The 12001-nt window shown below is 64.3% G+C and carries 11 protein-coding genes; 6 read left to right on the top strand and 5 right to left on the bottom strand.

Annotated elements, in window-relative coordinates:
* The first annotated feature begins 111 nt into the window (after window positions 1-111).
* On the top strand, window positions 112-855 hold the full coding sequence (gene phnF, locus NKJ73_RS02820) for a phosphonate metabolism transcriptional regulator PhnF (protein ID WP_023675205.1): 744 nt from the start codon (window positions 112-114) through the stop codon (window positions 853-855).
* 18 nt (window positions 856-873) lie between these two features.
* Here phnF and NKJ73_RS02815 read toward each other — a convergent pair whose 3' ends face one another.
* From NKJ73_RS02815 to NKJ73_RS02795, 5 genes are all read right to left on the bottom strand, one after another.
* Window positions 874-1890, bottom strand: coding sequence for a zinc-binding alcohol dehydrogenase family protein (locus NKJ73_RS02815; protein WP_352568274.1), 1017 nt, complete (start codon window positions 1888-1890; stop codon window positions 874-876).
* Window positions 1891-1960: 70 nt separating this feature from the next.
* Window positions 1961-2926, bottom strand: a complete 966-nt coding sequence (locus tag NKJ73_RS02810) for an ABC transporter permease (protein WP_352448376.1) — start codon at window positions 2924-2926, stop codon at window positions 1961-1963.
* On the bottom strand, window positions 2923-4476 hold the full coding sequence (locus NKJ73_RS02805; protein ID WP_023675207.1) for a sugar ABC transporter ATP-binding protein: 1554 nt from the start codon (window positions 4474-4476) through the stop codon (window positions 2923-2925). The genes NKJ73_RS02810 and NKJ73_RS02805 overlap by 4 nt, the downstream gene beginning before the upstream one ends.
* A gap of 103 nt (window positions 4477-4579) precedes the next feature.
* A complete protein-coding gene (locus NKJ73_RS02800; protein WP_023675208.1) occupies window positions 4580-5575 on the bottom strand; it encodes an ABC transporter substrate-binding protein in 996 nt (331 codons plus the stop codon).
* Window positions 5576-5904: 329 nt separating this feature from the next.
* On the bottom strand, window positions 5905-7410 hold the full coding sequence (locus NKJ73_RS02795) for a UxaA family hydrolase (protein ID WP_352568273.1): 1506 nt from the start codon (window positions 7408-7410) through the stop codon (window positions 5905-5907).
* Window positions 7411-7666: 256 nt separating this feature from the next.
* Between NKJ73_RS02795 and NKJ73_RS02790 the strand changes: the two genes are divergently transcribed.
* The 5 genes from NKJ73_RS02790 to NKJ73_RS02770 all read left to right on the top strand — a co-directional run bounded on the left by NKJ73_RS02790 (window position 7667) and on the right by NKJ73_RS02770 (window position 11906).
* Window positions 7667-8569 carry a GntR family transcriptional regulator gene (locus NKJ73_RS02790; RefSeq protein ID WP_023675210.1) on the top strand — a complete coding sequence of 301 codons (903 nt, stop codon included), beginning with the start codon at window positions 7667-7669 and terminating at the stop codon, window positions 8567-8569.
* A gap of 119 nt (window positions 8570-8688) precedes the next feature.
* Window positions 8689-9045, top strand: coding sequence for a DUF2946 family protein (locus NKJ73_RS02785; protein WP_023675211.1), 357 nt, complete (start codon window positions 8689-8691; stop codon window positions 9043-9045).
* 101 nt (window positions 9046-9146) lie between these two features.
* Window positions 9147-9680, top strand: coding sequence for a copper chaperone PCu(A)C (locus NKJ73_RS02780; protein ID WP_352568272.1), 534 nt, complete (start codon window positions 9147-9149; stop codon window positions 9678-9680).
* Between the two features lie 25 nt (window positions 9681-9705).
* Window positions 9706-10224 (top strand): YcnI family copper-binding membrane protein, encoded by a 519-nt coding sequence (locus NKJ73_RS02775; RefSeq protein WP_352568271.1) that lies wholly within the window; start codon window positions 9706-9708, stop codon window positions 10222-10224.
* Window positions 10225-10280: 56 nt separating this feature from the next.
* Entirely contained in the window at window positions 10281-11906 is a 1626-nt protein-coding gene (locus tag NKJ73_RS02770; RefSeq protein ID WP_352568270.1) for a copper resistance CopC/CopD family protein, read from the top strand.
* Window positions 11907-12001: the final 95 nt, after the last annotated feature.

Below are 12001 nucleotides of genomic sequence, written 5' to 3'. Positions count from 1 at the left end.
TTTTGTCTATTGATATAGACAACTATACAAATTATATCCATTATCTAGCGCGTGTCCATGACGGGCACGTGACACGGGCCAAAAGATCGGCGCGAGGAATTGGGGCGGGAGATGATCGGACAAGCCAACAGCATCGAGCGGCGCAGCGGTGTCGCGCTGTGGCGGCAGATCGCCGATCAGATCCTGCATTCGATTGCCGTCGGCGATTTTCCCGAAAATGCGGCGCTGCCGCCGGAGATCGCGTTGGCCGGACGCTATGGCGTCAACCGCCACACGGTGCGCAGCGCTATCGCAGCGCTGGTGCAGGAGGGCGTGCTCAGGGCGGAGCAAGGGCGCGGCACCTTCGTGCTGTCGCGCAAGCGGCTGTCTTATCCGATCGGCGCCCGCACCCGCTTTTCCGAGGGATTGCAAGGACAGGCGTCCGAGCGGCATATCACCTTGCTCGCGTCATCGATCGAGCCGGCCAACCGTCGTGTCGCAGAGGGCTTAGGCCTTGCGACGGGGGCCGATGTGATACGCCTGGAAACGCGCGGCGAAGCCGATGGAATGCCGGTGTCTCGTGCGGCCGGCTGGTTCGATGCCAGGCGCTTTGCCGGCATCGATGCCGCCATGGCGGAAACCGGTTCGATCACCGCATCGCTGGCACGTTTCGGCATCGACGACTATCTCAGGCAATCGACTGTGCTGTCGGCGCGCCATGCCGATGCCGCCGACCTTGCGGACCTCGAGCTGCAGCCCGGCGCCATCGTGCTGGTGACGGTCGCCGTCAACGTCACGCCCGACGGTCAGCCGATACAGTTTTCGGAGTCGCGCTTCCCGGCCGAGCGGATCGAGCTCAAATTGTCGGCGCTCTGAGATGCGGCAGCCCTGGCATCATCCGACTTGAATGACGGCCTTGATCAGGCCGGACTTCTCATGCGCCCAGCGGGCGAGGTCGTGCGGCGTCTCGCCAAGCGTGGTGCGGTGGGTGACCAGCTTTGTCAGCGGCAGCGCGCCGTTGCGGATCGAGGCGGCGACATGGTCGAAATCGGCACGCAGGGCGTTGCGGCTGCCGATCAGCATCATCTCGCGCTTGTGGAATTCGGGATCGGAAAAGGCGATGTCGTCCTTGACGACGCTAACCAGGACCAGCGCCCCGCCGTGCGCGACATGGGCGAAGGCCGACTGCACCGACCGGGTGTTGCCGGTGGCATCGAAAACCACGTCGAAGCCGTCGCCGCCGGTTGCTTCCCGCACCAGGTCGGCAGCAGCGCCCCGCGAGCCGTCGAGGGTCGCGAAGCCGAGTTCGCTTTCGGCGAAACCCAACCTCTCCGCACTCATGTCGAGCAGCGTCACGTCGAGCCCGGCGATGCGGGCGAACAGCGCCGTGCCGAGCCCGATCGGGCCGGCACCAATGACCAGTGTGCGCGCACCTGGATCAGCGAGCGAGCGCCGCACGGCATGGGCGCCGATCGCCAGGAATTCGACGGCGGCGGCATCGGCCAGCGACAGGCCGTTTGCCGGATAAAGATTTTGCGCCGGCACCAGGATCTGCTCGCACATGGCGCCGTCGCGGTGGACGCCGAGCACCTCGATCCTGACGCAGCAATTCGGCTTGCCTTGCCGGCAGGCGATGCATTTGCCGCAGGCGAGATAGGGATTGACGATCACCGCTTCGCCGACGGCGAGATCGACGTCCTCACTAACCTCGGTCACGGTGCCGGAAACCTCGTGGCCCATGATGCGGGGATAGGCGAGGAACGGGTGCTTGCCTTCGAAGATGTGATAGTCGGTGCCGCAGATGCCGACATGGCTGACGGCGACCAGCGCCCAGCCGGCGGGGGGCGCGCCAGGCGCCGGACGGTCTTCGAGGACAAGTTCGCCGGGCGAGCGGCAGACGACGGCTTTCATGCTTCAATCCAGTCGGTTCATGGCACCGCCGGCCCTGCTGTCGCGAGGCCGGCGGTTATTGGGAGGCAGTCTATTTGCCGCGGCGGCGCAGCCCGTCGAAATAGACGATGACGATGATCAGCACGCCGGTGATGATGCGCTGCCAGAAGGCGTTGACGTTGAGCAGATTGGCGCCGTTGTTGATGGTGGCAAGGATGAAGGCGCCGAGCAGCGGTCCGTGCACGGAGCCGACAGCGCCGAACAGCGAGGTGCCGCCGATCACCGAGGAGGCGATCGCCTGCAATTCCCAGCCCTCGGCCTGTGTCGGATTGCCGATGCCGATGCGCGAGGCAAGCAGCACGCCGACGAAGGCCGCACACAGGCCCGACAGCGTGTAGGCCATGTAGATGGTGCGCTGGACGTTGACGCCTGACAGGCGCGACGCCTCGGCGTTGGAGCCGACCGAGAACAGATAGCGGCCCCAGCGGCTGTGGTGCAGGAAGATGTAGGCTGGGATGCCGACCAGGATCACCATCCAGAACAGATTGGGGACGCCGGCGAAGGAACTGCGCGAGAACGTCTGGAAGGCGTCGTTGTTGATCGAGATCGAGTTGCCATTGGTCATCAACAGACCGATGCCGCGCAGCGAGGTCAGCGTTGCCAGGGTGATGATGAAGGGCGGCAGGCCCATCTTGACGATGCCGAACCCATGGAACATGCCGATGGCGACGCCGACCAGCAAGGTGATCAGGATGGCGAGGAAAACCGGTGTGCCGGCGTTGATCAGCATCGCGACGATGACGGTGGCGAAGCCGACCACGGCGCCGACGGAAAGGTCGATGCCGCCGGTGATGATGACGAAGGTCTGGCCGACCGCCAGGATGGCGATCATCGACCCTTGCCGTAACAGGTTGGAGATGTTGTTGGCGGAGGCGAAGCTCGGCGTCGCCACCGACAGGATGATCCATAAAAGAACCAGCAGCGCCAGCAGTGTCAGCCCGAACAGGGCGTTGTAGTTGCGTTTCGGCCTTTCGGCAGCGATCGCCTCGGTGCTCATATCTTCCCTCCCGGTCTTTCTTGTTTCTCGGCCAGCGCCTGGGTGAGGATCTCCTCGTGATCAGCGGTACGAAACCCATGCGTGGCCACCAGCTTGCCGCGCCGGAACACGTGCAGCGTGTCGGCGAGCTCATAGACCTCGGGCAGGTAGGACGAGATCAGGATGATGCCGGCTCCCTTGGACAACAGCGCGCCGAACAGGCGGTAGATCTCGGCCTTGGTGCCGACATCGACGCCGACAGTCGGCTCATCGAAGATGAATAGCTTGGCGCCGTGGGCGAGCCATTTGCCGATGACGATCTTCTGCTGGTTGCCGCCGGACAGGCTGGAGGCCAGCGCGCCGCGCGTCGGCGTCTTGATGCGCAGGTCGGCGATCTGGCGATCGGCTTGCGCCTTTTCCTGCGCGCGGGAGATCAGCAGATTGCTCGAGATGCGCTTGTAGATCGGCAGATTGAGGTTGAGTCCGACCGGCAGGTTGAGGCAGAGGCCCTGGTCGCGGCGGCTTTCCGGGGCCAGCGCCATGCCGAGCCTGATCGCGTCATGTTCGGAATTGACCTTGACCTCCTTGCCCTCCCACAGGATCTGGCCGGCCGATTTGCGGTGCCGGCCATAGAGCGTGGTGACGAACTCGCTGCGCCCGGCGCCGATCAGGCCATAGAGGCCGACGATCTCGCCGGCACGGACGGACATCGAGACATTTTCGAAACCCTTGCCGGACAGGTTCCTGGTTTCGACGATGGTCGCGCCGGGGGTGAAATGCTCCTTGTGGTAGACCTGCTCGATCGAGCGGTTGATCATCATCTTGACCAGCTCGGCGTCATTGGTCTCGGCAATGTTCCTGGTGCCGACCAGCGTGCCGTCGCGCAGCACCGAGACGCGGTCGGCGAGCTCGAACACTTCTTCCATGCGATGGCTGATGTAGATGATGGTGACGCCTTCGCCCTTCAGCCGGCGGATCAGCGTGAACAGCTGGTCGGCCTCCTTGCGGGTAAGATAGGCGGTCGGCTCGTCGAAGATCAGGAATTTGGTGCCGCGCACGGTGGCGCGGGCGGCGGCGATCAACTGCTGCTGGCCGATGGTCAGGTCACCCAGCATGACATGCGCCGGCAGGTCGAAGCCGAGATCGTCGATGATCTTCTGCGCCTGCCTGATCATCGCCCGCTGCTGCAGGATGCCGAAGCGGGAATCCTCTTCGCCGAGGAACATGTTGGCGGCGACGGTGAGATGGCGGCACAGGACGACTTCCTGATGCACGGCATTGATGCCGAGCGCCATCGCCTCATGCGGCGTTGCCAATGCGGCAGGCTTGCCCTCCCAGATGACGTCGCCGGAGGTGCGCGGCATGACGCCGGTAAGAAGCTTGATCAGGGTGGATTTGCCGGCGCCGTTCTCGCCAACGATGGCGTGGATCTCGCCGGCCTTGAAGGCGAGATCGACCGGCTTCAGCGCATGGGTGCCGGGATAGCGCTTTTCCAGCCCGCGGAGTTCGAGGATGGTCCTGCCCGGTTCCAGCGTTGGGGCCGGATGGAGTTCCTGCGCCGTCGACATCATGACAATCCTCCCAGATTGGCCCCCAAAGATTGGCCTCGCGATTGGCACGAGTGGGATGTTTCCGGGGCGAAAGGCCCCGGAAACAGTTCACTTGCGGCTATGCTCAGTCGAGCTTCGGGTTGAGCAGCGCGTCGATCTTCGGATCCTTCATGTTGGCCTTGGTAACCAAATTGGCGCCGGTATCGACATTGGCCTCGACCTTCTCGCCCTTCGAGGCGGCGAGCGCCGTCTTGATGCCGTCATAGCCCATCCGGTACGGATCCTGAACGACGAGAGCCGAAATGACGCCGTCATTGAGGAACTTGATCAGCTTCTCGTCGCTGTCGAAACCGACCAGCCCGACCTTGCCGGCAAGACTGTTCTCGGCGATCGCCTGACCGACGCCCTGCGCCATGATCAGGTTGGAGGCGAAGATGCCCTTGAGGTTGGGGTTGGCGGTGATCAGGTCGGTGGCGATGTTGAGGCCGGTGGTGGCCTGGCCGTCGGCGTATTTGTCGGCGACCAGCTTGAGGCCGGGATATTTGGCGGCGAGCTGTTCCTTGAAACCCTGGGCGCGCTGTTCGAGCGAGCCGGCACCCGGAAGCGCGGTGATCAGGGCGACGTCGCCCTCGACCTTGCCGCCATTGGCTTCGCCGATGGCTGCGGCAAGGCCGTCAGCGGCGACGCGGCCGCCCTGGATGTTGTCGGTGGTCAGGAACGAGGTGAAGGCCTTGGAGTCGGCGCCGGAGTCGATGCCGATGATCTTGACCTTGGTGGCGGCCTCGTCGATCGGCTTGCCGAGCGCCTTGGCTTCGGTCGGCGCAATGACGACGGCCGCCGGGTTGCCGGCGACGGCATTTTCGAGGATCGAGATCTGGCCGTTGACGTCGGTCTCGGCCTGGGCGCCGAGCTCCGGCACGTTGACGCCGAGATCCTTGCCGGCCTTGCGGGCGCCGGCCAGAACGATCTGCCAGTAGAAGGACGTGGTGTCCTTGACGATGATCGGAATGGTCGCGTCGGCCGCGGATGCCGGCGCCGAATGCATCACGCCGGCAAGCATCGAGGCGGCTGCGAGAGCCACGAAGGCGCGGCGATTGAGAATGCTGGTCACGAATTTCATTAGGAGTCCTCCCTAAGTCGCCCGGTGAATGTTACGGAAGCTCCATTCGGATGGCGCGGCCCAAACGGAACTTTATCAATAAAAAACATTTACCGCATTTTGATAGTGCATCACCTCGGTCGGCGCAAGCGATGTTTGATGGCCGCTCGAATGGCTGGGCGGGAAAGCTTGCTCCCTCGGAACTCCGCTGCCAATCTCCTCCAATATGTCGCATGGAATATTAATTCCATCATCCAGTCAATATGGAATGTTCATTCTTTTTCGGGAGCGTTGGAACTGTGACGCCTGGCGATCACGTCCGGTGTTCGCGACTATTGCGCATGTCCGGCTTAGAGCGTCGCTCCGAGATGCCAAGGCACGAACTCGTTGTCGCCGTAGCCGAACTCTTCGCTCTTGGTCTTGCGGCCCGAAGCCGTCTCGACGATCAGTTCGAAGATCTCGCGGCCCATGCCGGCGATGGTCTTTTCGCCCGAGGCGATGACGCCGCAATTCACGTCCATGTCCTCTTCCATCGTGTGATACATGGTCGAGTTGCTGGCGACCTTAATCGACGGCGTCGGCCGGCAGCCGAAGCAGGAGCCGCGGCCTGTGGTGAAGACGATGACGTTGGCGCCGCCCGCCACCTGGCCGGTGGCCGAGACCGGGTCGTAGCCGGGCGTGTCCATGAACACCAGCCCGTGCCCGATGACCTTTTCGGCATAGCCGAAGACGCCGTTGAGCGGCGTCTGGCCGCCCTTGGCGACCGCGCCGAGCGACTTTTCCAGGATGGTGGTCAGGCCGCCACGCTTATTGCCCGGCGATGGGTTGTTGTCGATGGAAGCGCCATGCTTGGCGACATGGTCTTCCCACCATTTCACGTAGCCGTCGAGCTTGGCGGCGATCTCGGGGGTGGCGGCGCGATAGGCAAGCAGGTGCTCGGCGCCGTAGATCTCCGTCGTCTCGGAGAGGATGCCGACACCGCCGACGCCGGCCAAAATGTCGACCGCGGCACCCAGCGCCGGATTGGCGGTGATGCCGGACATGCCGTCGGAGCCGCCGCATTGCAGGCCGACGACGATCTCGCTGACCGGGATCGGCTCACGCTGAAGCTTGCCGACCTCCTCGGCGATCTCGGCCAGCACGATCAGCGCCTTCTCGACCGATTTGCGCGAGCCGCCGGCTTCCTGGATGTTGAAATGGCGTTTTCCCGCGGCAACGCCCTTCTGGCCGTAGAGGGTGAGCTGGTTGACCTCGCAGCCGAGCCCGACCATCAGCACACCACCAAAATTCGGATGACGGGCGTAGCCGGCCAGCGTGCGGTGTAGCACCATCATGCCGTCGCCGGTGGCGCTCATGCCGCAGCCCTGGCCGTGGACGATCGGGACGAAGCCGTCGATGCCGGGATATTGCGGCAGAAGCGTGCGGTTCGCCGCGTCAGCGATGGCGTGGCAGACGGTGGCCGAGCAATTGACGCTGGCGAGAATGCCGATGAAGTTGCGCGTGCCGGCGCGGCCGTCGGCGCGGCGGTAGCCCATGAAGGTGCGGGCGCGGTCGGCCTCGGTCGCATGCACTGCCTCGCTCGGCGGCACCACCGGCAAACGCCCGCTTTCGAAGACCAGATTGTGCGAATGGACATGCTCGCCGGGCGCGATGTCTTGCGTGGCGCGGCCGATCGCCTGGGCGTATTTGACCACGGCTTCGCCGGCCGCAATCGGCTTGATCGCCACTTTGTGGCCCGGCTCGATCACTGCGGCGGCGACGGCGCCGCCCGGCAGCACGGTGCCGATCTCGATGCGGCCATTGGCGACCGCGACATTGTCGGCGGGAGACAGAAGAATGCTGTTTGCGGCGTTCACGGGAGCTTCCTGGGTGTGTTCCTGGGTGCGCGAGCGGATTGACACGCGGCTCTTAACATATAATGTCTTTTATCGTGAAAAAACATTTTTGCGTCAATTGTTTTTTCGCCAGAGCGCGACGCGTCTTTTGGATGCGAGAAGCAGGCTCTACAACCAAAACTAGCGTTGCGCATGATGTTTTCCGAAAAGGTACCGGTTTCATGCGCGAGAAACGCTTCACACTGGCCGCAAACGCCGATGCGCCACGGGGCAGGGGATGTCGAAGAGCAACAACGTTTACAAGGACGCCTATAATCGCGGTCTGAGGCTGCTCGACGAAACCAGGAGCCTGCCTTCGGAGCCGGAGCTGGGTACGCTGCTCGGCGTCAGCCGTACGACGGTCCGCACTATCCTTGCGCGCATGGAAGAAACCGGGCTGATCGACTGGAACAAGCGCAGCAAGACGGTCCTGCGCGAACCGCGACCGGACGATTTCTTCCCCGAGGAAGAAACCGACACGCTGGCCGAGATCATCGAGCGCTCCTTCATGCGGCGGCTGCTTGCCAGCGGTGCCGAAGCCGGCATGCAGATCAACGAGCTCGAACTGGCGCGCGAGATCGGCGTCGGCACCACCAGCGTGCGCGAATTCCTGATCCGCTTCTCGCGCTTCGGGCTGATCGAGAAGCGCCGCAACAGCCACTGGGTGCTGAAAGGCTTTACCCGCGCCTTCGCGCTGGAGTTGACCGAAATCCGCGAGATGTTCGAACTGCGCTCGGCCGCAGCCTTTGCCGCTCTGCCCGAGGACAGCCCGGTGTGGACCGACCTCGACCGCCTGGAAGACGAGCATCACCGGCTGGAGCGCGAGATCGCCGTGCGCTTCAACGAATTCTCCGAGCTTGACGAGCGCTTTCACCGGCTGATCCATCGGGCGTCGCACAACCGCTTCATCGTCGATTTCTACGACGTCATCGCCATGATCTTCCACTACCACTACCAGTGGAACAAGGCGCAGGAGCGCGAGCGCAACGAAGTCGCGGTCCAGGAGCATCTCGCCTATATCGCCGCGCTCAAATCGCGCGATCTCGCCAAGGTCGACGCCGCCTGCCGCAAGCACCTGAAATCGGCCCGCCACACGCTGCTGACGTCCATTCCCGAGGGCAGGCAGCCGCAACGCGCGTGATTGTGTTGCGTTGCCGCAGCAACGTTTTGGCGATTTTCCGGCCGCCGGCTCCGTGCTAGAGAGCTGACGTTGCTGCGTGAAGAGGCTGGTTCTTGACCATACGCCGGAGACGATGGAGCATGCCGGTCGCGTTCGCCGCGGCGTGGCTTTTCATGCTCCAGTCGATATTCGGCGCGTTTGCTTCCGGCGTCGCGCCGAACGCCTCGCAATTCGATGCTTTCGGCAACACGATCTGCACCCATGACGGTGCGGCGCAACTCCCCGCCGGCGATCCGCATCAGCAGCACATGCCGGCTTGCTGCATGCTTGGCTGCAATCTCGTTTCGGCGGTCTACGCGCCGCTGGATGCAGCCGGGAGCCTGGCTCGCAGCCTTTCCATCGAAACCATCGCCTTTTTCCTGCCGGCCTTCCGGCATCGCGATTTCGCCCGCGCCCGCACTCCGTCCAATCCGCGTGCACCACCGGCGACGGCCTGATCCGTTCTGGTTCGCGCCGCGCAACGCTTTGCCGGCGCGTTTATCGACATCGTTCGCGACCGGCCATCGGCGCGATCCCCCTTAAAGTCCACGGAGCAATCATGTCTCACTCTTTTCGCGCTGCCGCATCCAGCCGCAGGCGCTTCGCACTGGGTAGTTTCGAGCGTCTCGGCATCGCCCTTTGCGTTCTTGCCCTCCTGTTCGCCAGCGCCCAGGCGGTGTTGGCACACGAATTCAAGCTTGGCGATCTCGAGATCGGGCACCCCTGGTCGCGCGCCACGCCAGCCGGCGCCAAGGTGGCCGGCGGCTACTTCACGATCACCAACACCGGCAGTGCGCCGGATCGCCTGCTGTCGATCACCTCCGACATTTCGGCCAAGGCCGAACTGCACGAGATGGGCGTCAGCAATGGCGTGATGACGATGCGGCAGGTCACCGGCGGCCTCGAAATCCCGGCTGGCGGCAAGGTCGCATTGGCGCCCAACGGCTATCATTTGATGTTCATGGATTTGAAGCGGCAGCCCAAGGAGGGCGAAATGTTCTCCGCCACGCTGACCTTCGAGAAAGCCGGGCCCCTGCAGATTGAATTCGCCGTGCAAGGCATCGGCAGCGCGGCGCCCCAGGACGACGACTGACTTGGCCGCTTCGAGAGGTACCGTCATGAAGAAATCTCTTTTGCCCGGCTGCGTGCTTCTTGTCCTCGGGACCAGCGCGGCCTTTGCCCACATCACGCTCGAAACGCCGGAGGCGGCGGTGGGCTCGACCTACAAGGCGGTTCTTCGGGTGCCGCATGGCTGCGAGGGCAAGGTGACGACCGCGCTGCGCGTGCAGATCCCGGAAGGGGTGCTCTCGGTCAAACCGATGCCGAAGCCGGGTTGGACACTGCAGGTCAAGAACGGCAAATACGAAAAGTCCTACCAGCTCTACGGCCAGGCAGTGACCAGCGGCGTCAAGGAGATCGACTGGAGCGCCGGCAGCCTGCCGGACGAGTTCTACGACGAATTCGTCTTTCGCGCGACGCTGGCGTCCGACCTGCCGGCAGGCCAGACGCTGCATTTCCCGGTGGTGCAGGAATGTGACGGGGTTGCCGATCGCTGGATCGAAATTCCGGCGGCCGGGCAGGCTGAGGACGCGCTGGAATTTCCGGCGCCCGGCCTCAAGCTGCTGCCGAAGAAGTGATCCTTACGCGGCGCGCTCTATCCGAAAGAGCGCGCCGCTGTCTTTGTGGCGGTGACATGAGCGCGGCATCCATCGTGCGAACGGCCTGCACAACCGGCCGGCTTGCCATCGGCCTGCTGGCCGCGATTGTGCTGCTTGCCACCATTGCCGCGCCAAACGCAGCCTTCGCCCATGCGGCGCTGATCAAGGCCGAGCCGGCTGACGGTGCGGTGCTGGCGCAGAGCCCGTCGCAAATGTCGCTGACCTTCAGCGAACCGGTTTCGCCGCTGGTGCTGACGCTGGTGCGGCCCGACGGCACGGCGGTCCCGCTGAGCTCTTTCCGGCTCAGCGGCCAGACCGTCGAGATCGATAATCCGCAGGCGCTGACATCCGGCACGCATGTGCTGAGCTGGCGGGTGATTTCCGCCGACGGCCATCCGGTCGGCGGCTCGGTGCTGTTCTCGGTCGGTGCGCCGAGTGCTGCACCGGCCGCCTCCGAAGCTGTCGACCGGGAGCTTCGAACGGCGATCTGGATCGGCAAGGTTTTTCTGTATATCGGCCTGTTTTTCGGCGTCGGCGGTGCCTTTGTGCTGGCCTGGCTGGCACAGGGCGGGCGATCCGGCCAGCGCCTGATCGTCGCGGCAATCCTGTTCGGCCTGGCCGCCGCACTCTTGTCGCTCGGCTTCCAGGGGCTGGATGCACTCGGCGCGCCGCTTGCCCGGCTGGCGCAGCCGGTCATCTGGCAGACCGGGCTTGGCACCAGCTTCGGCTGGACGGTGCTGATCGCGCTGATGGCGCTCGGCCTTGGCCTGTTATCGCTGGTCGTGCCGCCCGCCGACGCAAAGCCGCTGGCCTTGGCCGGACTGGTTGGCGTCGGCGCAGCACTTGCCGCCAGCGGGCATGCCAGTGCCGCCGAGCCGCAATGGCTGACCCGGCCGATGGTGTTTCTGCACGCCACTGGTATCGCGATTTGGTCCGGAGCGCTGGCGCCGCTCGGTCTTGCCTTGAAACGGCAGCCGGACAAAGCCGGGCCGTTGCTGCGCCGGTTTTCACGAGCGATCCTGTTCGTCGTGGCGGTGCTTGCGGCAGCCGGCATCGTGCTCGCCGTCATCCAGGTGCAAACGCCGTCGGCGCTGGTCCATACCGCTTACGGCCGGCTGCTGCTGCTCAAGCTGGTGCTGCTTGTCTTCCTGTTCACGCTCGCCGCCGTCAATCGCTTCAAGCTTACGGCCCCGGCTGAGGCGGGCGAAACGGAAGTCCAGCGGCGGCTGGCCCGCTCGATCGCCATCGAGCTGCTGATCGTGGTGGCGATCTTCGGCGTTGCCGCCGGCTGGCGCTTCACGCCGCCGCCGCGGGCGCTGGCGATCGCCGCGGCACAGCCGGCATCGGTGCATATCCACACGCTCCAAGCGATGGCCGATCTCAGCATTGCGCCCGGGCACACCGGACCTGTTGCCGCTTCGATCTTCATCATGACCGGCGATTTCGGCCCGCTCGACGCCAAGCAGGTAACACTGGTGCTGTCAAAGCCCGATTCCGGCATCGAGCCCATCAAACGCCCGGCGACGAATCCCGGCGACGGCACCTGGCGCGTCGACGATCTCGTCATTCCGGTCGCCGGCCGGTGGACGGCGCGGCTCGATATCCTGGTCTCGGATTTCGAGATGGTGAAGATAGAGGCGCCGATCGACATCAGGCCGTGAAGACGGCGCTGGTCCGCGCAACACAATTCGGCGAGGCGGTTGACGCGGCCTTGAAGGCCCGTCAATCATCGCCATCAAGAATGGGCGTCCAACCC

It is taken from the genome of Mesorhizobium sp. M0074, from assembly GCF_040322975.1.
Taxonomy (GTDB): domain Bacteria; phylum Pseudomonadota; class Alphaproteobacteria; order Rhizobiales; family Rhizobiaceae; genus Mesorhizobium.
Note: the sequence above shows the minus strand (reverse complement) of the source record. Positions and strands in the feature narration are given on the sequence as shown.

Bases quoted from the DNA above. Each gene is read 5' to 3' on its own strand.
- NKJ73_RS02810 (WP_352448376.1), bottom strand. From the start codon at position 2,926: ATGAGCACCGAGGCGATCGCTGCCGAAAGGCCGAAACGCAACTACAAC.
- NKJ73_RS02790 (WP_023675210.1), top strand. From the start codon at position 7,667: ATGTCGAAGAGCAACAACGTTTACAAGGACGCCTATAATCGCGGTCTG.
- phnF (WP_023675205.1), top strand. From the start codon at position 112: ATGATCGGACAAGCCAACAGCATCGAGCGGCGCAGCGGTGTCGCGCTG.
- NKJ73_RS02775 (WP_352568271.1), top strand. From the start codon at position 9,706: ATGAAGAAATCTCTTTTGCCCGGCTGCGTGCTTCTTGTCCTCGGGACC.
- NKJ73_RS02785 (WP_023675211.1), top strand. From the start codon at position 8,689: ATGCCGGTCGCGTTCGCCGCGGCGTGGCTTTTCATGCTCCAGTCGATA.
- NKJ73_RS02780 (WP_352568272.1), top strand. From the start codon at position 9,147: ATGTCTCACTCTTTTCGCGCTGCCGCATCCAGCCGCAGGCGCTTCGCA.
- NKJ73_RS02815 (WP_352568274.1), bottom strand. From the start codon at position 1,890: ATGAAAGCCGTCGTCTGCCGCTCGCCCGGCGAACTTGTCCTCGAAGAC.
- NKJ73_RS02805 (WP_023675207.1), bottom strand. From the start codon at position 4,476: ATGATGTCGACGGCGCAGGAACTCCATCCGGCCCCAACGCTGGAACCG.
- NKJ73_RS02770 (WP_352568270.1), top strand. From the start codon at position 10,281: ATGAGCGCGGCATCCATCGTGCGAACGGCCTGCACAACCGGCCGGCTT.
- NKJ73_RS02800 (WP_023675208.1), bottom strand. From the start codon at position 5,575: ATGAAATTCGTGACCAGCATTCTCAATCGCCGCGCCTTCGTGGCTCTC.